At 36.2% G+C, this 25,408-nt stretch carries 21 protein-coding genes and 1 tRNA gene; 8 read left to right on the top strand and 14 right to left on the bottom strand.

The genetic code is table 11. The features are described from left to right. Positions 1-59 precede the first annotated feature (59 nt). From K9M53_RS00335 to K9M53_RS00315, 5 genes are all read right to left on the bottom strand, one after another. Positions 60-2,093 carry an alpha-ketoacid dehydrogenase subunit alpha/beta gene (locus K9M53_RS00335; protein WP_224016905.1) on the bottom strand — a complete coding sequence of 678 codons (2,034 nt, stop codon included), beginning with the start codon at positions 2,091-2,093 and terminating at the stop codon, positions 60-62. A 230-nt stretch (positions 2,094-2,323) separates the two neighbouring features. Next, positions 2,324-2,686, bottom strand: a complete 363-nt coding sequence (locus tag K9M53_RS00330) for a phage holin family protein (RefSeq protein ID WP_224016903.1) — start codon at positions 2,684-2,686, stop codon at positions 2,324-2,326. 3 nt (positions 2,687-2,689) lie between these two features. Beyond that, the gene (locus tag K9M53_RS00325) at positions 2,690-3,970 is read right to left on the bottom strand and encodes a M16 family metallopeptidase (protein WP_224016902.1); all 1,281 of its coding nucleotides are present in this window, start codon (positions 3,968-3,970) and stop codon (positions 2,690-2,692) included. 2 nt (positions 3,971-3,972) lie between these two features. Then, the gene (locus K9M53_RS00320) at positions 3,973-5,211 is read right to left on the bottom strand and encodes a M16 family metallopeptidase (RefSeq protein ID WP_224016900.1); all 1,239 of its coding nucleotides are present in this window, start codon (positions 5,209-5,211) and stop codon (positions 3,973-3,975) included. A gap of 60 nt (positions 5,212-5,271) precedes the next feature. Next, on the bottom strand, positions 5,272-6,447 hold the full coding sequence (locus K9M53_RS00315; RefSeq protein ID WP_224016898.1) for an aspartyl protease family protein: 1,176 nt from the start codon (positions 6,445-6,447) through the stop codon (positions 5,272-5,274). A gap of 64 nt (positions 6,448-6,511) precedes the next feature. Between K9M53_RS00315 and mqnC the strand changes: the two genes are divergently transcribed. From mqnC to K9M53_RS00300, 3 genes are all read left to right on the top strand, one after another. Beyond that, complete coding sequence (mqnC, locus tag K9M53_RS00310) at positions 6,512-7,636, top strand: cyclic dehypoxanthinyl futalosine synthase (RefSeq protein ID WP_224016896.1); 1,125 nt, start codon at positions 6,512-6,514, stop codon at positions 7,634-7,636. Positions 7,637-7,713: 77 nt separating this feature from the next. Then, complete coding sequence (locus K9M53_RS00305) at positions 7,714-8,163, top strand: DUF1569 domain-containing protein (RefSeq protein ID WP_224016894.1); 450 nt, start codon at positions 7,714-7,716, stop codon at positions 8,161-8,163. Positions 8,164-8,283: 120 nt separating this feature from the next. Further along, positions 8,284-8,631 (top strand): hypothetical protein, encoded by a 348-nt coding sequence (locus K9M53_RS00300; protein WP_224016892.1) that lies wholly within the window; start codon positions 8,284-8,286, stop codon positions 8,629-8,631. Positions 8,632-8,639: 8 nt separating this feature from the next. Here the strand turns inward: K9M53_RS00300 and K9M53_RS00295 are convergent, their stop codons facing one another. The 4 genes from K9M53_RS00295 to K9M53_RS00280 form a co-directional block, all read right to left on the bottom strand. Then, positions 8,640-9,464, bottom strand: coding sequence for a universal stress protein (locus K9M53_RS00295; RefSeq protein WP_224016890.1), 825 nt, complete (start codon positions 9,462-9,464; stop codon positions 8,640-8,642). 103 nt (positions 9,465-9,567) lie between these two features. After that, positions 9,568-10,716, bottom strand: a complete 1,149-nt coding sequence (locus K9M53_RS00290) for a methionine aminotransferase (RefSeq protein WP_224016888.1) — start codon at positions 10,714-10,716, stop codon at positions 9,568-9,570. A 61-nt stretch (positions 10,717-10,777) separates the two neighbouring features. Then, positions 10,778-11,572 (bottom strand): hypothetical protein, encoded by a 795-nt coding sequence (locus K9M53_RS00285; RefSeq protein WP_224016886.1) that lies wholly within the window; start codon positions 11,570-11,572, stop codon positions 10,778-10,780. A 30-nt stretch (positions 11,573-11,602) separates the two neighbouring features. Then, positions 11,603-12,685 carry a mannose-1-phosphate guanylyltransferase gene (locus K9M53_RS00280; RefSeq protein WP_224016883.1) on the bottom strand — a complete coding sequence of 361 codons (1,083 nt, stop codon included), beginning with the start codon at positions 12,683-12,685 and terminating at the stop codon, positions 11,603-11,605. Positions 12,686-12,904: 219 nt separating this feature from the next. On the opposite strand from K9M53_RS00280, the gene recQ reads away from it, so the two are divergent. Beyond that, positions 12,905-15,196: a DNA helicase RecQ gene (recQ, locus tag K9M53_RS00275; protein WP_224016882.1), complete on the top strand. Its 2,292-nt coding sequence runs from the start codon at positions 12,905-12,907 to the stop codon at positions 15,194-15,196. On the opposite strand, the gene K9M53_RS00270 is transcribed toward recQ, so the two are convergent. Genes K9M53_RS00270 through K9M53_RS00260 form a run of 3 tightly spaced genes read right to left on the bottom strand, consistent with a single transcriptional unit; the run spans position 15,193 to position 18,880 of the window. Continuing rightward, positions 15,193-17,802, bottom strand: coding sequence for an MGH1-like glycoside hydrolase domain-containing protein (locus tag K9M53_RS00270; protein WP_224016880.1), 2,610 nt, complete (start codon positions 17,800-17,802; stop codon positions 15,193-15,195). The genes recQ and K9M53_RS00270 overlap by 4 nt on opposite strands. A 5-nt stretch (positions 17,803-17,807) precedes the next feature. Continuing rightward, a complete protein-coding gene (locus tag K9M53_RS00265; RefSeq protein WP_224016879.1) occupies positions 17,808-18,617 on the bottom strand; it encodes an SDR family oxidoreductase in 810 nt (269 codons plus the stop codon). After that, the gene (locus tag K9M53_RS00260) at positions 18,614-18,880 is read right to left on the bottom strand and encodes a SemiSWEET transporter (protein ID WP_224016877.1); all 267 of its coding nucleotides are present in this window, start codon (positions 18,878-18,880) and stop codon (positions 18,614-18,616) included. Before K9M53_RS00260 ends, K9M53_RS00265 begins: the two co-directional genes overlap by 4 nt. Positions 18,881-19,027: 147 nt before the next feature. Between K9M53_RS00260 and K9M53_RS00255 the strand changes: the two genes are divergently transcribed. The 3 genes from K9M53_RS00255 (at position 19,028) to K9M53_RS00245 (ending at position 20,378) form a co-directional block, all read left to right on the top strand. Then, a tRNA-Phe gene (locus tag K9M53_RS00255) sits at positions 19,028-19,100 on the top strand. Positions 19,101-19,623: 523 nt separating this feature from the next. After that, entirely contained in the window at positions 19,624-19,887 is a 264-nt protein-coding gene (locus tag K9M53_RS00250; protein WP_224016875.1) for a helix-turn-helix domain-containing protein, read from the top strand. A gap of 74 nt (positions 19,888-19,961) precedes the next feature. After that, positions 19,962-20,378 carry a hypothetical protein gene (locus K9M53_RS00245; RefSeq protein ID WP_224016874.1) on the top strand — a complete coding sequence of 139 codons (417 nt, stop codon included), beginning with the start codon at positions 19,962-19,964 and terminating at the stop codon, positions 20,376-20,378. A gap of 270 nt (positions 20,379-20,648) precedes the next feature. Here K9M53_RS00245 and K9M53_RS00240 read toward each other — a convergent pair whose 3' ends face one another. After that, on the bottom strand, positions 20,649-20,870 hold the full coding sequence (locus K9M53_RS00240; RefSeq protein ID WP_224016872.1) for a hypothetical protein: 222 nt from the start codon (positions 20,868-20,870) through the stop codon (positions 20,649-20,651). Positions 20,871-20,899: 29 nt separating this feature from the next. Beyond that, positions 20,900-21,409 (bottom strand): surface-adhesin E family protein, encoded by a 510-nt coding sequence (locus K9M53_RS00235; RefSeq protein WP_224016871.1) that lies wholly within the window; start codon positions 21,407-21,409, stop codon positions 20,900-20,902. 582 nt (positions 21,410-21,991) lie between these two features. On the opposite strand from K9M53_RS00235, the gene K9M53_RS00230 reads away from it, so the two are divergent. Next, entirely contained in the window at positions 21,992-25,366 is a 3,375-nt protein-coding gene (locus K9M53_RS00230; RefSeq protein WP_224016870.1) for a helicase-related protein, read from the top strand. The last annotated feature ends 42 nt before the right edge of the window (positions 25,367-25,408 follow it).

The following is a 25,408-nucleotide window of genomic DNA, read 5'->3' as shown; positions in this document are numbered from 1 at the left end:
ATTAGTAGAGTGATTATCATTTGTTAGATAGAACGAATGGCGGAGATAAATGTTTTAGATCAATACTTCATTAGTTTGTGAATGCTTTCTTTTAATCTCGAATACGCCATAAAATTTTTTTCCAGGTCGATATTAAAAGGAATAGGTGTATCCAAACTTGCGCAACGCATAATTGGAGCATCCAACACATCAAAACAATGTTCAGCTATCCATGCAGCTATTTCGCCGCCAATACCACCGGTCAACGTGTCTTCGTGCAATAGTAAAACTTTTCCGGTTCTGGCAACAGATGAACGAATGGCGTCATGATCCAGTGGCAGCAAAGTTCGCAGGTCTAAAATATCTATATCAATGCCGGGATTTGCTTTTACAAATTCCAACGCCCAATGAACGCCAATGCCATAAGTTATAATACTAACGTCAGCGCCTGTACGAACATGTGTTGCTTTTCCAATTGCTGTTTCATAATATTCTTCCGGAACATCGCCGGTAACGCTTCTGTACAAAGCCTTGTGTTCAAAAAATAAAACAGGGTTAGGATCGTTGATTGCTGCAATGAGTAATCCTTTTGCATCCGCAGGCGAAGAAGGATACACCACTTTTAAGCCAGGCACATGCGTGAACCATGCTTCATTGCTTTGACTGTGAAAAGGTCCTGCTCCAACGCCGCCGCCTGTTGGCATTCGTATAACTACATCTGCATTTTGCCCCCAGCGATAATATGATTTAGCAAGATTATTTACGATCTGGTTAAAGCCCATTGTTACAAAATCGGCAAACTGCATTTCAACAACACTTTTATACCCTTCAATGCTCAACCCAAGTCCGGCACCGATTATAGCGCTTTCGCAGATGGGAGTATTACGCACTCTTTCTTTTCCAAACTCCTGCACAAAGCCTTCTGTTATTTTAAAAGCACCGCCATATTCTGCAATGTCCTGTCCCATTAAAACAAGGTTAGAATGTTTTTGCATGGATTGACGAAGCGCTTGTTGAACAGCGTCGATGAAACGTAATGGGTGAGACGTGAGATCTGAAGGATCAAAAGAAGGTGCAGGCGAAGTAAAGCGTGAGCTTTTTTTTGCTTGTGGCGCTAAGTTTATGCTTTGTAGTTTAGGAGCATATACATCATTTAATTCTTCTTCAGTATTTGGTGAAACTGGTTGAGCTGTATAAGCAATCTGCAGTTCTTCTTCAATTTTAGCGTGCAAGTCGTTTCGTGTAGCCACAACTGCTTGATCGGTTAAAATTTTTTGGTCCAATAAAAAACGTTCATAGTTTTTAATGGGATCTTGCTTTTCCCATAAGTCGAATAGCCGTTGCGGAACATATTTGGTGCCGCTTGCTTCTTCATGTCCACGCATGCGAAAGGTCATACATTCAATTAAATATGGCTTTTGATACTTGATGCAATACTCTCTTACTCCTTTTATAGTATCATACACTTCCAATACATTATTACCATCAATCCGAACACCTTCCATGCCGTAACCTTTTGCTTTGTCCACTATGCTGTAACAGCGAAACTGTTCTTCGATTGGTGTACTTAATGCATAGCCATTATTTTCAACAATGAATATTACAGGAAGATCCCACACAGCGGCAACATTTAATGCCTCATGAAAATCGCCTTCGCTGGTACCGCCTTCACCGGTAAAAGCAACAGACACTTTATTTTCTTTTCTTAGTTTATGTGCTAATGCAACGCCATCTGCTAATGCCAGTTGTGGTCCCAGATGTGAGATCATTCCGCAGATGTGATATTCCTTACTTCCGAAATGAAAGCTTCTTTCTCTTCCTTTGCTATAACCGTCTTTATTGCCTTGCCATTGTTTGAATAATTTATTCAAAGGCATTTGTCGTGTGGTAAATACGCCGAGATTGCGATGCAAAGGCATTATCCATTCATCAGTTTGCAACGCCATGGTAACGCCTGTTGCTATTGCTTCCTGACCGATGCCGCTAAACCATTTTGAGATTTTTCCTTGTCGTAATAACAACAGCATTTTTTCTTCTATCAATCTTGGATAAAGAAGGCTCTTATAAAGATTGATGAGTAATTCGTTGTTATATTGTTTGCGATTGAATTGCATTTTGTTTTGTTTCTCTCAGCTTAAATTTCACACAAAGGACACAGAGAAACAACGCAATACCTTTGTTTACTTTGTATTCTTAGTGACGCTGTGTGAAATAAGTTCAATAATGGTATGCCGTACAAGGGAGTGACACAACGATGCTTAATAACAGCACAATGTTTGTTCCCAAAAATCATACACAATTTATTGGTTGTTTTTGAGAAAACAAATACAGTCGGCGAGGATAACTATTTATTACCCTTTTCGTCGGAAAAGGCTCGTTTGTGAATGAAAGAATTGAAAAATGAAAGGAATACGCTGAACAATAATGCATGCCAGAAGCTATCTACTTTAAAACCGTGTACAAAATATGCGCCGATCAAAATAATACAGGCATTGATGACAAACAAAAACAAACCGAGCGTGAAAATGGTAGCGGGTAGCGTAAATAAGATCAATATTGGCTTTACAAATGAATCCAAAATGGCTAATACAAACGCCACTATTACTGCCGTAAAAATATTGTTATTCACAATATCAACGCCCGGTAATATATACGCCAGTATAAAAACATTAACGGTAGTGATCAATATTTTTAATAAAAACTTCATTGCTTATATAACGACTAATTCGTAGAAATCTTGCGGGTTAAAATATTTTTCTGCCAACTGTTTTATTTCAGCCGCGGTAATATTTTTTATAGTGTTGACTGAACTATAAAAGTATTGTTCATCCAGGTTATTTAAAATAAGATTTTTCCATCTGCCGATGATCTGGAACGGGCCATCTAAATCACCGAGAATACTGCCCATCATAAAATTGCGTACCAATAATAATTCTTCATCACTTACTAACTTATCCTGCAATGTTTTAAGTTCATGATAAATTTCTTTGATAGCTGGCTCACAAACATCACGCCCGACTTCTGTGCTGATTATCCATGCGCTTTGCTGAATACTGTTTTGGAGATAGCTGTATATACCGTAGGTATAACCTTTATCTTCACGGATGTTGCTCATTAAACGTGAACCAAAGAAACCGCCAAGCAAACTATTCAACACCATTGCTTTTGCAAAATCAGGGTGATGGCGATTGGGAAAATCTCTTCCTACTCTTATTGAACCCTGTACACCATTATCATCGTTTTGCAAACGATATTTTTTTTCTACCACCGGAGAAGGAGATAAAAGGTCTAAAGCTGAAGGTTTTGGACGTAAGGCTAGCTTGCCAAAATTGTTATTGAGTTGTTGAAACAAATCTTTAGGTAATTTACCCGCAACAAAAATTACACAGTTACCATTTAAATAATATTGTTGGTAATATTTTTTAAGTTGTTCCGTTTGTAGTGCATCATAATCTTCGGCATTGTTATATTTTCCATACGGATGATCTTTTCCAAAAAGATAAACATCGATCATCCTGTTTGCAACAAAATCACTTTTCTTTAAACTAACAGCCAACGCTTGCTTGGTGTTTTGCTTATAGATACTCAATTCATTTTCAGGAAAGATAGAATCAGTAAGCATTTCACTCATTACAGGTAATAAGTGTGATAAATGTTTGGTTAGTGAATGCAAAGAGAAAACAGCTGTTTCATTATAACAAGCCCGCTTGCAAAATGAACCGTAATATTCAAAGTGTTCGTTTAATTGAAAGGCTGTTTTACCGGATGTGCCCGACTTTAACATGTAATTAGTTGCAGTGGCTACAGCATTTTGTGTTTCAAAACTATTGCCTGCATACAATACTAATTCCAATTGCAATACTTCCTGTACACCTGCATCTACAGCATATACTTCTACGCCATTGTCTAATACAAATTTTTCGTATGGCTTTAATTTTAGATCAAATTCTACTGCGTCTTTTATGGATGGAGCTATTGTTCTGTCGATCATCTTTAATTATTTGAATAGTAGTATAACGTATTACTATTATTGGGGTCAAAAACTTTTTTTGCTTCGTTTACAATTTCTTCTGCGGTTACAGACTGGTAATTATCGAGTTCTGTATTTATTAAGGATACATCCCCCAACAACTCGTACATGGCTAATTTGGTTGCACGATTTTCTACGCTCATGTCTTCAAAAGAAAGCAGACTTTCTGTTTTGTTGATCACTTTATGCAATTCTTCTTCGGAAATACCTTGTTGTTGTAATAATTGTAATTCATGATTGAGTGCGGCTTCAGCATCTTCCATCTTAACGCCTTTTACTAATTTGCCTTCAATAGTTAGTAAGCCTGCATCTGTGCTTCCTAAATGATAACAGCTGATACCACTGAACAATTGCTTTTCTTTTACCAATGATTGCACTAAACGTGAAGAACCGCCACCACTCAATATCTCGGTCATTAAATCAACCGTGTAATATCTTTTATCTAAACGGGGGTAGATGTGCCATACTTTATACAATGCATCCAACGGAACATTGGCGTGTACTTGTTTTTTACGGGCAATTTTTTGTTCGGGCTCAATAGGAATATTGCGTTGATATTTTGTTCCTGCGGGAATAGGACCAAACCATTTTTCAGCCAATTCTTTTATTTTATCAACTTCTACGTTACCTGCAACCACCAGGATGGCATTGATTGGTGTATAGTGTTTAAAGAAAAAGTCTTTTACATCCTGCAAGGTTGCATTTTCAACATGACTTAATTCTTTACCGATCGTCATCCATTTATAAGGATGTGTTGTATATGCCAGCTCTCTTATCTGATGCCAAACATCACCATAAGGTTTATTAATGTAATGTTCTTTAAATTCTTCGCTAACAACTTTGCGTTGCACTTCTAAGCTTTTCTCGTTGAAGCCAAGGCTTAGCATTCTGTCGCTTTCCAGCCAAAAAGCTGTTTCAATATTTTCTGCCGGCAACTGGCAATGATAGTTTGTTAGATCATTTGTGGTAAACGCATTGTTTTCACCACCTGCCAATTGCAAGGGTTCGTCATAACTTGGAATGTTGATGCTGCCACCAAACATTAAGTGTTCAAATAGATGCGCAAAGCCGGTTTTGTCAGGATTTTCATCTTTTGCTCCCACATCGTACATAACGTTGATAACCGCCATGGGCGTACTTTTATCGGGATGCACTAAAACTCGCAAGCCATTGCTTAGGGTAAATTTCTCGTAGTGAATCATGCGGCAAAGGTAAGTTACAAGAAGCAAGCTTCAAGGGATAAGATTCTTCACTGAAATATTTTATAAAATACTTTGGGGTTTTAAAATAAGGTCTAATAATTGTCCGTTCCGATTGATGTATAATCTTATTTTTTCATGAGGGGATTGCAGCAACAATTTATACTGCTGGATATTATTGCTGAAATTATTAGAAACACCTATTACAATATCATCTTTTTTTAAACCGGCTTTTTCGGCAGGAGAACCCGGTGCAATATTATCAACCACAATTAAGCTGTTTTCATAGTAAAGCGACACTCCGGTGTAAGCATAATCGAAAGCATCTCTGAAATGAGTATTAGGAGTCAAATAAATTTCCCTGTTGGGATAATTGATCATTAAATTAAAACGACGCCATAGATCATTCCCAATCAATCCACCTATATAAGGGTAAGATGTTACGTTGTAATCATCTTTATAAATATAAGCAGGTACCTTTCTAAACTTGTATTTGCCAATACGTATTTTATTCACCACTGTCAAGTGCATCTGCAATCGGCCACCAACACCTTCAGCAAAAGTGGCAACAGGTTTTCTCTTTGATAATAAAACAGCGCTATCCTGTGCAAACTGTTCGCTCATTAAAAAGCAAATACCGGCGCCGGTATCAAAATAAAAATTAAAATCGATAGGACGAGCATCTGTTAACTGTACTGATTGTATTGGAATACTTGTAAACAGAGGATGTAACAAATAGCCTTGCTTTGGATATTGAATTTTACCGGGACGGTATATTTCAATCTTTGTACTGTCAAAGTCTATTCTCACTATATACCTGTTAAAAAATCCGTAACCGATCACCCCATCAATTCTTTCTCCATATACGCTGGTAAGTAAGCTATAATCATTAATATGAAAATTTAAGCCACTGATTGCCAAGCCGGGTAAATGAAGTGTTTGATTAAATAGAAATTTTACTTTTCGTGCGCCTCCCATACCAGTAATGGTGGTATCAGAGGGTACAGGATCTAATCCATGCTCTACGCAAGTAGTTGAATCGAGCGAGATACCGCCACTACCGGTGTCTAAAATAAAATTTAATGAATCAGGAAAATTGTTCAGGGTTGCCTTCACCAATATGATACCGCCGGTAAACTGCTCAAAATTAAACGACGTCAAAAAGCTTGCCTGCGCTGCATTCTGAGCATTACAAAAATGGCATAATAAAATAAGCAGTATGCAAATTGTTTTTTTCATGGCAATTACAAATAAATATACAACCGAATGAACGTACTTTTGTTATTAATTATATAAACGGAAAATGGAACTGAATAACTTATTGCAACGTGCGTTAGACTTTGAATTTCTTTCAGTAGAAGAAGGAGTTTATTTATTTGAAAATGCACCGCTTACCGAATTAATGTATGTGGCAAATGAACTTAGAAAGAAACAAGTGCCGCATGGAAAAGTAACCTGGATCATTGATAGGAATTTAAACACTACCAATGTATGCATTGCTAATTGCAAGTTTTGCAACTTTTACAGAATACCCGGCCATTCGGAAGCATATATCACCGACATTGAAACGTACAAAAAGAAGATCGATGAAACGTTTCGATATGGTGGTGAACAGTTGTTATTACAGGGCGGTCATCATCCAGACTTAGGATTGAAATATTATGTAGATCTTTTTAAAGATTTAAAGCGATTATATCCTACGTTAAAATTACATACACTTGGCCCGCCGGAAGTAGCGCATATTACCAAGTTAGAAAAGAGTACACATCGTGAAGTATTAATGGCATTAAAAGAGGCAGGTTTGGACAGCTTACCTGGGCCTGGAGCAGAAATTTTAGTGGACAGGGTTCGTCGCTTGATCAGCAAAGGAAAATGCGGCAGCCAGGAATGGCTGGATATCATGCATGAGGCACATAAGCTAAATATTACCACATCGGCAACAATGATGTTTGGTCACGTTGAAACAATTACAGAACGTTTTGAGCATTTGGTAAAGCTACGTGAGGTACAAAGCAGGAAGCCTGAAGAAGCAAAGGGTTTTATAGCGTTTATACCATGGACGTTTCAAGATGTTGATACATTACTTACTAAAATACGTGGCGTTCATAATTTAACTACTCCTGAAGAATATATTCGTATGATCGCCATGAGCCGCATCATGTTACCGAATGTAAAAAACATACAGGCAAGCTGGTTAACAGTTGGCAAAAAAACAGCGCAACTATGTTTACAGGCAGGCGCTAATGATTTCGGCAGTATCATGATCGAGGAGAATGTTGTTAGTGCAGCAGGTGCGCCACACCGCTTTACAAGCAAAGGAATTCAGGAAGCTATAAGAGAAGCGGGCTTTGAACCTCAATTGCGCAACCAGCAATACGAGTTTAGAAAGATGCCGGAAGTAATGGAAGAGCAGGTGATCAATTATTAAATTCCAGGTTGTAACCAACAAATTCCAATTTCTTATTTTAATAATGGGATGAAAAATAAGAGCAATAAGTTTAATCCATGAAATCTTTATTCGATAATTCTACTTACACGGAAATAAAAGAACGGCTTAATAAATTATCCGAACAATCGCCTCGCCAATGGGGAAAAATGGATGTGGCGCAAATGATGGCTCATTGTATAGAAGCTTTTAAAATACCTTTAAGTGATCTTGCTTATCCCAGGATGATTCTGGGCAGAGTTATTGGCTTTATGTTCAAGTCTCAATTGTATAACGATAAGGTTTGGAAACAGGGCTTACCTACCTCTCCTGATTTTATAATCAAAGACCAGCGAAATTTTACTGAGGAAAAACAACAATTGATAACGTTGGTTGATAAATTTTATTCGGCAGGCCCAATGAAAGCGGGTAATCATCCACACCCTTTTTTTGGAAAATTTACCAAAGAACAATGGGGACAAATGATGTACAAACATTTGGATCATCATTTGAGACAGTTTGGTGTATGATAAATTTGAAAAATGAAAAAAAGCACCCTTATACTTTTTTGCATTATATACTTTTCCGCAATTACAGTTGCACAGGAATCCAGAATAAAAACAGGTAAAGCTTTTATTACAAATTTGTTGTTGGATTCATCTGTAGAAAACTTAAAAAACTACATGCCACCGATTTACCATCGCGGAAATAACGCTGATACTGTAAATAGTATATTAAAATATTTTGTTGTAGAAACTAAAAAAGAATTGGATACGTTACTTGCCGGCCAAAATTTAGATAAAATTAAAATTGTTCAATACGATACAATTGAAGCAAAACAGAAGCAGGTGTTTGGCGGCAAAAGCAATAAAAATATTTATGGTGTCCTTTTAGGAGAAACCGTTTTGACGTATCTATTATTTAAGCGAAATAAAGTTTGGTCGTTCTTTTTTATATCAAAAGGCAGTGGAGATTATTCTTATTTCATCTCTTTATAACAATAGCATCATTCATGCATACATAATACCGGTACATGCGTATGATGTAGCAAGTGTGCAGTATGGCTTCTTTTAAATAGTTTGTCTGCCAAATTGTGTTTTTTAGGAATAGCTACAATCCAATCCAGTCTTGTCCTTTCAGCAAACCAGTTTATTCCTTCTGTAACATCATTCGATTCTATTGTATGATATTCAGGTTTAAATTCCTTCAGTTTTTCACTTATCAATAACCCTTCTGTAATTTCTGCGGGCTTGTATAATTTATCTTTAGGATGCACATCCATTACATGCAGCTCAGCATTAAAATCTTTTACAATTTTTCCAAGCACATCTATTGGAGTGTTCTCCAATACTTTTTCATAATCGCAGGCAAAACCTATTTTTCGTACAGGCGTAAACGTTGCCATATAAGGAACAACCAATACAGGGAATTTTAGATAATGAATGGCTTTGATCGTGTTGCTTCCTACTAATAATTTTTCAAATTCTGTTTTACCCGTTAAACCCATTACAATAATATCAGGTTTTATGTTTTCTGCAAGATTGTTCAAGCCATCACGTAGAACGCTCATCTCTGTTTTAGTTTTTATAGTGATGGGGAACCTTAGCTTATCATGTATATCATCGACAAATGTCTGTAGCTCATGTTCCGCAGCTAATTGCATTTCTTCGCTGCCCATTATTGGAAAAACATATTCTGAAATGGAAACCGGTAACTCGTAAGCGTGGTATAACCATAGATCAGCACCATAAAAAGACGCCAGGTTTCCTGCAAATTCAGCTGCATTGAAGGCTGCATCTGAAAAATCTACAGGCGCAAGAATCGTTTTCATAACCAAGTTTTTAGTTCTCTTAAAGTTACAAAAAAAGGATGCCTTTTAAAAGAGATATCTTGATTTTTCCAACAAAGGAGGAGAAGAAGCACAACGAAAATTTCTATATTGTAATCAATTTGTTAACGGCTTCTTCCAATGTTGTGTTCTTTTTGGCAAAACAGAATCGCACTACATTATTATTGGTTTCAGTTTGATAAAAGGCTGAAACCGGAATTACTGTGACACCATATTCTTTCGTTAACCGAACTGCAAAGTCATTTTCTTTTTCATTGCTAATGTTACTGTAATCGTACAATTGAAAATAACTGCCGTAAGAAGGTAATGCTTTGAATTTTGTTTGCTGCATCAGGCCTTGGAAATGATCTCTTTTTTGTTGAAGCAATTTTCCTACCTGCAAATACGCTTCTTTCTGTTGTAAAAATTCAGCCAAGGCAAATTGTGCTGGGCTATTACAACTAAAGCAATTGAACTGATGTACTTTCCTGAATTCTTTCATTAATGATGCAGGCGCAATGCAATACCCCAATTTCCATCCGGTGCAGTGGTAGGTTTTACCAAACGAAAAACAAATAAAGCTTCGTTCCAATAGATCAGGATAACGCAACATGCTTTCATGTTGCTTGCCATCAAATATCAAGTGTTCGTACACTTCATCACTCAAAATAAAAATATTAGTGTCATTAACAATACTGCGCAATTGTTCAATATCTTCTTTACTTAAAATACTGCCGGTAGGGTTATGTGGCGTATTCAGCATTATCATTTTTGTTTTGGGCGATATCTTATTTCTCACTAACTGCCAGTCAATCTTATATTCAGGGTGGATGAGGGGAATCAAAACCGGAATTGCGCCATTTATTACAATGTTAGGGATATAGCTGTCGTATGCGGGTTCAAAAACAATTACCTCATCGCCAGGTTGCAGTACAGTTGTTAGTGCGGTGTAAATAGCATAAGTACCACCCGGAGTTATGGTGATTTCTTTATCCGGGTCGATGGAAGTGTTATAAAGGGTATGTATTTTTTCGGATATGCGTTCCCGTAACAGCTGTAAGCCATTCATATGTACATATTGATTGTTCCCTTTTTTCATGGCGGTATTTACCAACTCAACCAGTTGCTCACTCATTTCAAAATCAGGGAAGCCCTGCCCCAGGTTAACAGATCTATACTCCGCAGCCAAAGAAGTCATTACTGTAAATATAGTAGTGCCAATAGTAGGAAGCTTACTTTGTATAAAAGGGTTCATGAAATAAAATTAGATTTTTATTTCGCATAAAGTGTAAAGAAAAAATTCCAGGGAAGAGATGTTATTCAACAGAAAAATCTGCTCTTTTAGTTTGTCTTCTTTCTAAGAAAAAAATAAATAGCAAAGGCAGCAACCATGCTGTTTTTGAAATGATCTTGGTACTTAAATGGAAAAGTTTTGCATGCCGGGCCGGTATATTATTTACAGGTCCATATTGAGTTTTCTGATGTACGCCAAATGTTGTATCTAACCAACCATTACCGCGATTCAACCAAGTGTAATATTGTTTTATGCTATCGTTCGAGTCGTTCCATTTTTCCGCCGACCGTTGCTCGCCATAGATCTTAGGCTCAAGATTGGTGTCAAAATAATACCAATGCTCATTAATATTTATTTCCAGTGCATAATGATGTGGAAAGAGAACTGTGCGGTAAGGAATCTTTTTATGTCTTAGTATTGATATCACAACCAGCGCCTGCTGAGAGCAAGCAGCATAATCGTGTTTCATGATTTCTTCAGGGTTAACTATACATGCAAGGTTATACCAAATATATTTACCAGAAACTGCCGCTATCCAATTTTCATTTAAAGTATAGTGCGAAAATCCATGATAAAATCTTTCTCTTATGGTATTCGCCATTACTTCCATAAAAGCCAGGTTATCATTTATAGGAATATTCTTTTTCTCTGCTACACTATCCACATAATTTTCCAGTTTTGAAATTGAATTCAGGTAAGCAAGTGAAGGATCATATGCTTCTATGCCATTATAAGGCAACACTTCATTAATATCTTTATGGATAAGGTTGGGTATAAATAAAACAAAAGAAAACAGCGCAAGCAGGGGTTTTGTCATGGTTGATTTAAAACCCAATTTACATAAAACCTACAAATATTTATCGCCTTTATTTCTTTTTACTTCTGCTACGTATTCTTTAATGGTTTGTTCTTTATCTTTTTTACAAATAAGCAATACATCTTTTGTGTCAACAACTATAAAATCGTCTAATCCCTGCAGTAATACAAGTTTTTTATTATCCGCGTGAATCACATTTTTGGTTGCATCAATAACCATTACATTATTGCCTGCCACAGCATTTTCAAGATAGTCTTTTTCCAGATTTTCATAAGCGCTGGCCCAGGTTCCCAGATCACTCCATCCAAATGAAGAAGGTATTACATACACATTATCTGCCTTTTCCATAATGCCGTAATCAATTGAAATATTTACGCATTGAGGATAAATTCTTTCGATTGACTCTTTTTCTTTATTGCTATTAAAATTCACTTTTTCCTGTTCAAACAACTCATGAATTTCGGGTAGCAGCTTTTCAAATGCTTTAATAATATTCTTAACCTGCCACACAAATATGCCGGCATTCCATAAAAAATCTCCGCTTGCCAAAAACGTTTTTGCCAATTCTTTATCCGGCTTTTCGGTAAAAGTTTTTACCTTATATACATTTTCCGTTACAGGTTGTTGTTCAAACTGTATGTACCCATAACCAGTATTTGGATGTGTAGGCTTTATGCCCAATGTTACCAACGCTTTAATATGCGACGTGAAATGCAGTGCATTTTCGCAAACGTTTTTAAATCCTTCTATATCTGTAACAATGTGATCTGCAGGCGCACAAATCAAATTAGCAGCAGGATCTTTTTGATATAATTTATAAGAAATATAAGCAACGCAAGGTGCTGTGTTTTTACGGGAAGGTTCGCACAGAATATTATCTTCGCTTAATTCGGGAAGTTGTTTAATAACTAAGTCCCTGTACTGAGCAGATGTAACTATATAAATATTTTCTGCAGGAATAAATTTAGCAAAACGATCGTACGTGCCTTGTATCAGCGTTCTGCCTGTGTTTAAAATATCCAGGAATTGTTTAGGAAAATCTGTTCTGCTCATTGGCCAAAAACGGCTTCCAATACCACCTGCCATTATTGCCACATAATGATGTTTACCCATGCTGTATATCTGTTATAAAAAAGCACAAACCTACTTTAATTACCCGATAAAGCAAAAGAATATAGTTTGTTAAACCCATAGGATTATCGGGAATTTTATGTATCTTAATGATAACTTAAAATGTACTGCCAATTTGAAATTGCGGGCATATTAAAGTAACTTCGCTACCCTTTAAATTTTTGATGAATATTTTTTGTCCTAAACTAATGTAGAGAGAGAATGACGACAACAAAAGCAAAACCCAAACCTAAAGCAGAAAAACCTGTTAAAGAAACTGCTGTCAAAGGAAAAACTATAAAAACCTCATCGAAAGAAAACAATAATCTTGCTGCTCAATTGCAAGAACATTTTGGGTTTGAAGGATTTAAAGGTCAGCAGGAAGTTATCATTAAAAATTTATTAGCCGGTAAAGATACATTCGTAATAATGCCGACCGGAGGGGGTAAAAGCTTATGCTATCAATTGCCTGCCATTATAAGTGAGGGTTGCGCCATTATCGTTTCTCCATTAATTGCATTAATGAAAAACCAGGTTGACCTGGTAAGAAGCTACAGCAGCAAGGATGATGTAGCCCATTTTTTAAACAGCACATTAAATAAAGGACAACAAAAAGTAGTTCGGGACGACCTGGTAGCCGGAAAAACAAAAATGTTGTACGTAGCTCCTGAAACATTGACCAAAGAAGAGAACATTGAGTTTTTCAAAGACCTTAATGTATCTTTTTTTGCTGTAGATGAGGCGCATTGTATTTCTGAATGGGGACATGATTTTCGTCCTGAGTATCGCCGTTTGCGGGAAATGATGGAAATGATAAATGAAAAAGCTCCCATGATCGCACTAACAGCAACGGCTACACCAAAAGTACAAAGCGATATCGTCAAAAATTTAGGACTTCGCAATGCGGATATTTATATTTCTTCATTTAATCGCTCCAATCTTTATTACGAGGTATTACCCAAAATAAAAAAAGATCAAACTATTAAAAGTATTGTCCGCTTTATTTCTCAAAACAAAGGAAAGAGTGGCATTATTTACACCCTTAATAGAAAAACAACCGAAGAACTGGCTGAAATGCTGATGGCTAACGGCATTAAGGCAGTTGCCTATCATGCCGGACTAGATGCTAAGCTGCGTGCAGAACGACAGGACCTTTTCTTAAATGAAGATACACAGGTAATTGTTGCCACCATTGCATTTGGAATGGGTATCGATAAGCCGGACATTCGTTTTGTAATTCATTATAACATTCCAAAATCGATAGAAAATTACTACCAGGAAACCGGTCGTGCAGGGCGGGATGGAATGGAAGGAAAATGCATATTGTATTACTCTCATAAGGATGTTTCAAAACTGGAACATTTAATGCGAGACAAACCATTGAGTGAACGTGAAGTGGGTGCTCAATTGATCAACGAAACTGTTTCTTTTGCAGAAAGTGCTGTTTGCCGCAGAAAGATCTTATTGAATTATTTTGGTGAAGAATATAATACCAAGCAATGCAATTGCATGTGCGACAATTGCAACAATCCCAAAGAACTGATCGAAACCAAAGCTGAAACACAACAGGCTTTAAAAGTTATTAAGGGTTTGGATGAACAGTTTACCATGGATTACCTGCTACATATTTTATTAGGCAAGCCTAATCCACAGGTAAAAATGTTCCGGCATGATGAAAAAGATTTTTTTGGGATCGGGAAAGATAAAGATGAGCATTTCTGGAATTCTTTATTACGACAAATGCTTTTGGAACGTTTGATAGAAAAAGACATAGAAGAATATGGCGTACTGAAATTCACTAAAAAAGGGGAAGCTTTTTTAAAAAAACCTACCTCTTTTAAAATTGTATTGAACAATTTATTTGAAGGCGCTGATGCAGATGATGATGAAGGCGCACCGGCAATTGGCAGCAGCAGTGCTGCAGATGAAAAACTGCTGGAAATGCTGAAGAATCTGCGCAAGCAGGTGGCTAAAGAAAAAAACCTTCCTCCCTTTGTTATCTTTTTAGAAGGTACGCTGGAAGATATGGCGACGATGTACCCGACTACCATAGAAGAGTTGGAAAAATGCCAGGGTGTAAGCAAAGGAAAAGCCATTCGTTACGGTAAAAAATTCATTGAGCTGATCGCAAAATTTGTTGAAGAAAATGAAATTGAACGTCCTGATGATTTTGTAATGAAAGGGGTTGTAAACCGTAATAACAACAAGATATTCATCATACAAAACGTTGATAAAAAGATTCCCCTGGAAACCATTGCTAAAAACAAGGATTTGCGAATGGATGAATTGTTGGAAGAAATGGAAACAATTGTTGCAAGCGGTACCAGGCTAAACCTGGATTATGCTATTGATGAATTAGTAGATGAATATGAACAGGACGAGATCATAGATTACTTTAAGTCGTGTGAAACAAGCAGCTTACAAGCTGCACAGGAAGAATTAGCAGACAGCAATTTTGATTGGGAGCAATTAAAAATAATGCGTATTAAGTTTTTAAGCGTATACGGAAATTAAGCTGTTTCAAATTCCGCGATCAAATTAGCAACCAAAGCTGTCCAGCCTGTTTGATGACTGGCACCTATTCCCCTGGATGTATCTCCATGAAAGTATTCATGAAATAAAAGCAAGTCTTTATTTTCAGGCCGCTTGTAAAATTGATTGTACTTTCCGAACACCTGGCGGTCACCTGATTCATCTTTCGAAAAAATACCGATCACTCTTTTTGCCAGTTCTAACGCCACTTGTTGAAGGTTTAAAAAATTGCCGGAACCTTTGGGGTATTCTGTTTTAAAACTATCCCCATAATATTCTCCATATTTTTTTATAGCTTTTATTAAAAGATAATTAGCCGGCATCCATACGGGCCCACGCCAATTGCTGTTGCCGCCAAACATTCCCGATGTGGAATCACCAGGATCATAGGCAACAGAAAACTCTTGTCCTCCTAAATTAACAGAGTAAGGATTTTGTTCATAAAATTTTGATAATGCTCTTATACCCCCTTTTGATAAAAATTCACTTTCGTCTAATAGTCTTTCTAAAATTTTTGACAGCTTTTCTTTATTTACCACGGAGAGCAGCATATCGTTATTATTTTCTGTTTCCTTATTAGGTAAAAACAGGTTATGCTTTGAACGATACTCATTGAACCAGTCTGTTCTTTTTTTAAAGTCTTTTAGTATCTCTAATACGTTTGAAGGAATTACAGAAGCTGCATACAATGGAACCAACCCCACCAGTGAACGGACTTTCAAAGAAAAAGGAGGCTGCCCGGAGGTTAACAGCACATCGTAAAAAAAGCAATCCTCCTCATTCCATAAACCCATTTTATTTAACGCTTCGGCTATATAAATAAAATGCTCATAGAATTTTGTGGCCGTATCTTCAAAGGCGTCATCTGTTTGTGCAATTTCCAATGCTATATCCATCAGGTTTAACGCATACATTGCCATCCAGCTCGTTCCATCTGCCTGTTCCAACAATACTTCATTTGGTAATTGAACACTCCTGTTAAAAACACCAATATTATCCAATCCTAAAAATCCTCCTTCAAACACATTATTGCCATTAGCGTCTTTTCTATTTACCCACCAGGTAAAATTGATGATCAGCTTTTGAAATATTTTCTTTAAGAATTGAATATCTCCTTTTCCGTTTTTTTGTTTTTCGATAGTATATATCTCCAATGCAGCAAACGCATGAATAGGAGGGTTTACGTCGCCGAAGTTCCATTCATACGCCGGCATTTGTCCTTCGGGATTCATGAACCATTCTCTTGTTAATAAAATAAGCTGATGCTTTGCAAACACGCTATCGATCAAAGCAAATGCAATACAATGAAAAGCAGTATCCCATGCTGCATACCACGGATACTCCCATTTATCGGGCATTATAATAATATCCTTGTTCTTAAGATATTTCCAATCATGATTGCGACCATTCTTTCTTTCATCACTGGGTGCAGTAATATTATCCGTGCCTTCCAGCCATTCCGCTACATCATAATGATAATATTGTTTGCTCCACAACAAACCCGATAATGCCTGCCGTTGAATAGCACTTAAAGAGGATTGCTTTGATAAAATAGATCGATAAAATTCATCTGCCTCCTGTTTTCGTTGATCAAAGAGCTTTGATGTATTTTCATCAAAGGGCTTGTCAATACTTTTATCTGCGAGGCGTAAAAAAATCGTTTGGGATTCGCCGGGCTTTACATTCAACTGAAATACAGGCGCAGCTTTTGTTCCCTCTTTTTTATTTTTTACAAGATCTATATTTTTATTATTGATCAACGCTTCATGAAAAGCATCTTTTACAAAGATCGATGCATTGGGTTTTTCAAAAAGCCGTTCTGTATTCGTTTCATTTTCTGTGAACCATGTGGTTACAGAGGAATCAAAATAAAAAAAATATTCTCCCGTGACAGGATGAGAAGCTTTTAAAACGCCGTTCGCAACCGCTTCAATAGAAGGTTTTATTGCCTGCGGTTCGTAACACCAACGATTGTGAAACCATAGTGTAGGCATTACCGTTATAGGTGCTGCTTGTTGAGTGCTGCGGTTAATGATCTCTATCTTAATAAAAATATCTGTGCTGCTATTTTTAGCATACTCAACAACTACATCAAAATAATTGCCTTCGTCAAGGATACCTGTGTCCAATAGCTCATATTCAGGTTCTGTTTTTGGAAGCTTTTTGTTTCGTTCTATCAGTTCATTATACGGATAAGCGCTTTGCGGATATTTGTACAAATACTTCATGTAATAATGTGTAGGAGTATTGTCCAAATAATAATATAGTTCCTTTACATCTTCTCCGTGATTCCCTTCACTATTCGTTAACCCAAACAATCGTTCTTTCAAAATAGGATCTTTACCGTTCCATAAAGCCACAGCAAAACATAAGTTTTGCAAATAGTCTGAAATGCCCGCCAGTCCATCTTCTCCCCAACGGTATACCCGGCTTCTTGCATGATCATGCGGAAAATAATTCCAGGCATCGCCATTGGAGCTGTAATCTTCCCTTACTGTTCCCCATTGGCGTTCGCTTAAATATGGTCCCCATTTTTCCAGAGGAACCTCTTTTAAAGAGTTTTCGTCTATGCGTTGTTGTTCGGTCATTTAAATTATCCGTTTGTTGAAAAGCCGGGATATAATGTCATCCCCCCATCGCAAAAAATAGTAGTGCCTGTTATATAATCCGATTCATCACTTGCCAGCCATGCTGCTAATTTTCCAATATCTTCCGGCTGCCCGATCCGGTTGTATGGTATCAATGTCAGCAGCTTATTCAACGCCTCCGGTGTTTCCCATGCCGTATGATTAATAGGTGTTTGAATAGCGCCCGGACCTATGCTGTTCACCCGTATCTTTTTAGGCGCCAGCTCCTGCGCCATGCTTTTCATCAACATCATGATACCGCCTTTACTGGTAGCATAATTTACATGTCCACCCCAGGGAATAACCTCGTGTACGCTGCTCATGCAAATTATTTTTCCTGCGGCGATACTTCTTTCCAGCACAACACCTCTGCGCAAAAATTCTCTCACTGCTTCTCTTGCACATAAAAATTGTCCTGTAAGATTTACATCAATTACCAGTTGCCAATCTTTCAATGACATATTTTCAAATGCCGAATCTTTTTGCAACCCTGCATTGTTTACTAAAATATCAATAGTTCCAAAGGCTGCATACATTGCCTGGAACATTGCCTGCACCTGGTCTTCTTTACTTACATCTGCCTGCAAGGCAATAGCGGTGCCGCCGTTTTGTTTTATTTCGTTTACCAATGCATCAGCAGTTTCGGGATGTGATACATAGTTAACCACCACTTGTGCGCCATCGTAAGCCAGGGCTTTAGCAACAGCCAGCCCAATGCCGCTGTTAGCACCGGTTACCAACGCTGATTGTCCTTTTAATTTCGGATTCACATTCATGATCTGTTAGAAGTATGTTTGATTTTGAAAATTAAAATGATAGATGCCAATATCAATGTAATGAAATTGGCTATTATTATTGGAATATTGTTACTGAACAACCCAAACAACAGCCACAAAAAAGTGCCTACCGTAAAAAATATATACATGGAAAGTGAAATGGAGGAGGTGTCTTGTGTTTTTATGGTTTTTATTGCCTGTGGCAGAAAGGATATGGTAGTGCAAAATGCAGCTATTAATCCTAATAGGGTTATCCAATTCATATTTTTAAAATTAATAAGGAATTGATTTAAAAGAATTTCGGGTTTGTTAACTTCAAGTTACCATAAAAGGATATAAGTTAATAGCTCTGCGTTATTTTCTGATAATTATCCTATATTTGCAGCCCGATTTGATAAAATTGGAAGGATGGTGCGGTAGCTCAGTCGGTAGAGCAAAGGACTGAAAATCCTTGTGTCGCCGGTTCGATCCCGGCCCACACCACGGAGATTACACTAAAAGCGTTATAAGTCAAATACTTATGGCGCTTTTTTATTTTAGGGGCAATACTAGGGGCAAGTAATAATTTTTTATTCAAAACAGATAGCCAATTTCTTAGTTATTTCATTTTTTGTTTCTCTATACTTACAACTTATCCACATTGATATTATAACTTCTCTAAGAAAATTTACTTCTATTAAGACAACCCATTCGAAAAGGTTTTTATGCATTGAATAGACCTTTATTTTATATATTAATACAATTTTAGTCCGGACTATACACAGAACCAGTAGTCACTGAACATGGAAACTCATGTTTTTCAATTAATAACAAACATAGACCTCGTTAGTCTATGCATAGACTAACGAGGTCTATCCGAAAATTATGTTTTATAAAAATGAAAATAATTTGTAAGCGGCATGCCGCCAAATCCTTTGCCATAGCGGATTGCATGCACCTTATATGTGTAAAACTAGTTTCGTTTTAAAGTATTTTTTTCTCCTTATTGCATCCATAATTTTCTCAGATGCAACACAATTTTTATTTACCAAAGAATAGAGAAGAGTTTAAAAACATACTCAAAGAAGTTATAGATGAGAATGGTTTTGTGTTAGAAAATGATAGTAGTCAACAAGAAGGTAAAATTTATACAAGAAAAGAAGCGGCTGAGTATTTAAAAATATCTCTTCCTACACTTAATCAAAGAACAAAGGAAGGTTTAATAAAAGCATCCAGAATTGGAAATAGAGTACTGTATTTACAATCTGAACTAAACAAAGCATTAAAATAACTTTTAAGCTAAAATCAATCATTAAAAATTGTTAATCTAAACTTTTCAAGTATAGAAAATACTTGTACCTCACCATGCAAAATAATCAACGAATAAGAGGATATGCTGAATGGCTAAACTTAATGAAGTGGAGTTATTACTGCACATTTACAACTCGCTATGATTTTTCTGTAAAATCTGCAAGAGTGCTTATGAACAGATATTTCTCCTTTTTAAAAAACAATCTAAAATCAGAAGTACAAATATTTTGGGTTGCTGAACCTTTTGATACAAAAGATGGCTGTCACCTTCATACTCTCATTAAGGTTTTAGCTCCCGGTTCATCAGCCAAAAATCAAATAAATAAAGTATGGCAAGTAATCACAAATGGAAACTATGGGAAAGGTTTTAATTCTACTAAGATTGACAGATATAAGCCTTATTTAGGGGCACATTTTTATGTATCAAAATATTTAAATCGTATTAATGCCGATTATGATTTCCTTTTTTAATTTCTTTTTTAAAAGCAGGAAAGCAGAAAGGGGTGGCACGGGGAGGTAGTGGGTAGGTCTATTCAATTGGCACATAATAGTTGAGCTATCAAAAAAGGATGCTTTTGTAATACAAAAATTACTAAGATTTAATAGCAAATCTCATATACAAAACCCACCCCCCTTAAAATAAGTCATCTAGGTACAGGGACCCATGCACACACACCGCTAAAATCAAAATATTTTTTAAATAAAAAAGCGGTGTGTGTGCATGGGTCCCTGATTTTATAGCTATTGTTTTAATCGTATGTTTCCAAAGTCCATATCATAAATAACTTTTAAGACGTTGTCTTCTATCTGTTTTTGTGTTTCGGCAGCTATTTGTTTTGTTTTTAATTTTTGTTGTAGGGCTTTAAGAAGACCAGATAAGATCTTACTACGTATTTCCGTTGGATATTGGCTGAGCATTTCAAATAACACATGCTTATTACTTTCGTTTTTATTCGATTCCATATTAATTATTTTATCGGTTATACTTACTTCTAATCAGAATAATAATAACAAATATCTTCTTGTAATTTTTCTAATACAGAGCCGGGCACGATGTCTTGTGGTTCTGTATAATCCTGAGTGTCGCTATCTATTATTTTCCCTTGCGAATCATATGTATAAATCGCATGGTTAGTAACTGTTTTTGCTGAGCAATCAAAGCTTATCAATACTTTTCTCTCTATATTTTTATATGTTTTTCCATTAATAACCTCACTAGAAGATTTAGCTTTTAGCCATATTTTAATCACTCCATTATAGTTACTTATACAGGTTGTTTTAAAATACCACCTTTCATTAGTATTGGAGCTAGTAGAATATCTCCATTTAATATTAACTGATTGATCTAATATTCTTTCGTCTGATGGAGTTGGCTTATATTCTGTTGTTTTAGCGTTATTTGAAGCAATTGTGTCCATTTGGGTAGTGTCCCTTATCCTGCTTTGGGAATAAGAAGAAGTTGCATTAATGAAGACAAACACCATGATTACATACATTTTCATTTTTAAAGTGATTGTTGTCGCAGCCTCTAACGACGGTTGGAAATAAAATAGCGTGAGACCTAAAGCTACTGTATCGAGGTACTGGTATACCTTACACCAATAGACAATAAGCCCACGCCGTGCGTGAGCGTTATTGCGTCTTTCTTGGTGTATAAAAAATTACCAGTTTTCGATACAAGAAATCAGCTTAACGCTAATATGTTTTGTGCCTCATAGTTAATACTTGAAGCTGTTGTAAAGGTAAGAAAAAGAGGCTTTTTAGACCCGCATTTACTTAAAATTGCATGGAATTACTCATTTATTATTCCTATTTTACCGAAAAGGCTAGAGTAAAAATTTAGTCTGTTAGGGAGTTTTCAAAAAATAGATTTTTTTTTACGCTATTAAAGATTATTCATTTCTTTAAAAGAATTTGTCCTAAGAATATAAATAAATAATGAGTTAAAAGCGAGTAAAATTAAACCTGTACGTAATTTGTTTAACAATACTAATTTGAGAGTTAAATTTCTTGAAAATCAGTTTTATATTCGTTTTGAACTTCTATAAACGTGAAATTTCTTTTATTATATTTTTTACTTGCTAATGCCCACCAATTTTTTTACAAACAAAACAGGTAATACACTAATTGAAAAGTTTGAAGCAGTCTTCAAGCACAACCCAGGTATCAAGAACTTTGATGCACTTGTCGGTTATTTAAGAGCGTCCGGATATTTTAGACTTAGAGAGTCACTGGGAAATGTAGAAAAGATTAGAATACTTGTTGGGATTAATGTTGACCGCCAAATACAGGAAGCCCATTCAAAAGGAATTGAGTTTTTTCAAAATCATGATAAAACGAAAGAAGAATTTGTACAGGAAATGCTGGAAGATATTGAGAAGGCTGATTATGATAAAAAAACAGAAAACAGCATTAAGCAGTTTATTACAGATTTGATTGATAAAAAAATTGAAGTTAAAGCCCATCCTGATAAAAAAATTCATGCTAAGGTTTATATTTTTTACAAAGACATTTTCAATCAACACAATAAAGAGTGTGCTGTAATTACGGGTTCATCTAATCTGACCGATGCAGGATTAGGAACTTCTGAAAAACACAACTACGAATTTAATGTTGAATTAAGTGGCTATGATGATGTAAGGTTTGCTTACGATGAATTTGAAGAACTATGGAAGGATTCAGTAAATATTTTGGAAGCCGATGCAGAAGTAATAAAAAAGAAATCCTATCTGAAAGATGACTTCACTCCATTTGAACTTTACATTAAAATGCTGATTGAGTATTTTGGCAACAGAGTGGAATATGACCCTTATAACATTGAACTATTGCTCCCCGAAAAATACATGCGACTGAAATATCAGACCGATGCAGCCAATCAGGGATATGCAATGATGATGAAACACAACGGTTTTATTCTTGCAGACGTAGTGGGTTTGGGGAAAACGATTATTGCTTCTATGATAATTAAAAAATTCATCTATGAAAATGGAAGTCATACTAAAGTATTGGTGGTTGTTCCTCCAGCTATCAAATCAAGTTGGCAACGAACAGCCAATGATTTTATGATAGATAACCATCTACGCTATGTAACTATTGGAAGCTTACATAATATTCTGGATAAAGACAATACCGATTTTCCTGATGCCGAGTATTTTGATTTAATTATTGTAGATGAATCGCATAAGTTCAGGAATGACTATACGGAAATGTACCTCGCCTTACAGGAAATTTGTAAGACGCCGCGAAATAAGCCGGGTGAAAATGGTGATAAAAGAAAAAAAGTAATTCTTATTTCTGCAACACCACTCAACAATAGACCGGAAGATATAGAAAATCAACTCTACCTTTTTCAGGATAAAAGAAATTCAACATTAGACACTGTTAAAAATTTACAAGACTATTTTAAACCAGTAAATGACAGGTATAAAAAGCTGTCGGCAGAAGCTACTTTGAATATTCCTAAGCTAAAAGCCTTATTTAATCAATTGCGTAACGATGTTGTAGAGCCTTTAGTAATAAGAAGAACAAGAAAAGATATTGAAAACAACGAAGAATACCTGGAAGACCTGAAGAAACAAAACATTGTGTTTCCAAAAGTCGGTGACCCTGAAGCGTTGGAATATGAATTAGACACTACATTGGCAAAACTTTTCGCAGATACCGTTGAGTTAATAGCAGGCGTAGATGAAAACGGACACCCCTTGTCTTCAGCCATTCAGTATTACCGGTACAGGGCAATTGAATTTCTTATCAATGAAGCAGACAGGAAACTATATACAAAAGGTAAAACAACGGTACAATCCATCTCAGAAAGGTTGGCAGCAATTATGCGGATATTAATGGTTAAAAGATTGGAGAGCAGTTTTTTTGCTTTTCAAGAATCATTGCGAAGGTTTCAGAAATCCTGCCAAAACATGATTGATATGTTTGCCAGCGACAGAGTCTTTATTGCCCCTGATTTGGATATAAACAAGTTAAAAGAAGATGGCTTATCTGATGATGCGATTCTAAAAAAAATGGAAGAGAAAGGAGGCAACAACAGGGAATTTAAATCATCTGCATTTAGTACAGATTTTATTGAAAACCTGCAATCGGACAAGCGGAAAATTGATTCGCTTATTCAGCGTTGGAATAAAGTTACTTACGACCCCAAAATGGATGAGTTCATTAGCAACCTTAAAACAACGTTTTTCAAAAAAACGAGAAACCATAGTGGCAAACTGGTGATTTTTACTGAAAGTACAGAAACCGCTAATGAGATTAAACTTCGCATGGAAGAAGCAGGATATTCAAAAATACTCTCTGTAAGTTCTAATAACAGAGAAACGGAAGCGGCTGCTATTCGCTACAATTTTGACGCAAACCTTGAAGAAGAACTTTGGAAGCAGGATTATAATATTATCATTACCACGGAAGTTTTGGCAGAAGGCGTAAACCTCCATAGAAGTAATATCATTATCAATTACGATGTACCCTGGAACAGTACAAGATTAATGCAGCGAATAGGCAGGGTAAACCGTATAGGCACAAGGGCTAAAAAAATTTATGTTTACAATTATTACCCGAGTGCCAATGGAGATGCACAAATCAGGTTAATAAATGCAGCCTTGCGTAAACTGCAAGCTTTTCACACAGCTTTTGGAGAGGATAATAAAATTTTCTCTTTAATGGAAGAAGTGGGTGATGGAGCTTTACACGGTTTAAAAATTCAACAAGAGGAAAGTGAAATATTAAAATACCTGAATGAATTGAGGGCTTTCAAAAAGGTTAATAAGAAAAAATTTGATGTAATTGCCGCCATTCCTAACAAAGCCAGAACAGGAAGGGATAAAGAAAATTTACTCCACAAAGAAATAATAATTCAAGCAGAGACTGCTGTATCACTTAAGTTGAAAAACGCTTCATTGTGTTATTTAAAGGCAGACAATCATCCAGGTATTTTTTGCTTTGTTTCTGAGGCTATGAACCCACAGGAATTGGGTTTTTTGGATGCTGCAAAAATATTCAAATCCAATGCAGATGAAAAACCAGTGTCACTGCATGAGTTACACTTTGCACAAGCACAAACTGCTTATACTCATTTCAAAAGTGAAACTATACAAAACAATTTCATCGGCATCTCAAAAAAAAGTATCAGCCCGGCAGAAAATAAGGCAATTACCAATCTCAATTTTGCCATTAAGCATGCTATTACCCCACAGAAAAAAGAGGCATTAAAGCTGGCAGTTAAATCAATTGAATCAGGAGCTTTTAACAGCAAAGGTTTTCCAAAAGCTATTAATGATTTCTTTACAGAGAGTACCAAACTATTTACCCGCCAACCAGATAGATTTTACGATTTGCTGTTTTCGGGTATTATTGACAGATATAATTTCAACCCTGATACTGCTACTAAAATTCAGGTTCAGGAAAATAGTATTGTCAATCCTAAAATTGTATTAACCCTAAGCATTAAATAACTATGGCAGGCAAAATTCAACTCCAACAGGCTTTTCAAAAAA

The sequence above is a fragment of the Ferruginibacter albus genome, from assembly GCF_020042285.1.
Lineage (GTDB): Bacteria > Bacteroidota > Bacteroidia > Chitinophagales > Chitinophagaceae > Ferruginibacter > Ferruginibacter albus.
The sequence above is the reverse complement of the archived record's forward strand: the minus strand, read 5'-3'. Positions and strand labels throughout refer to the sequence as shown.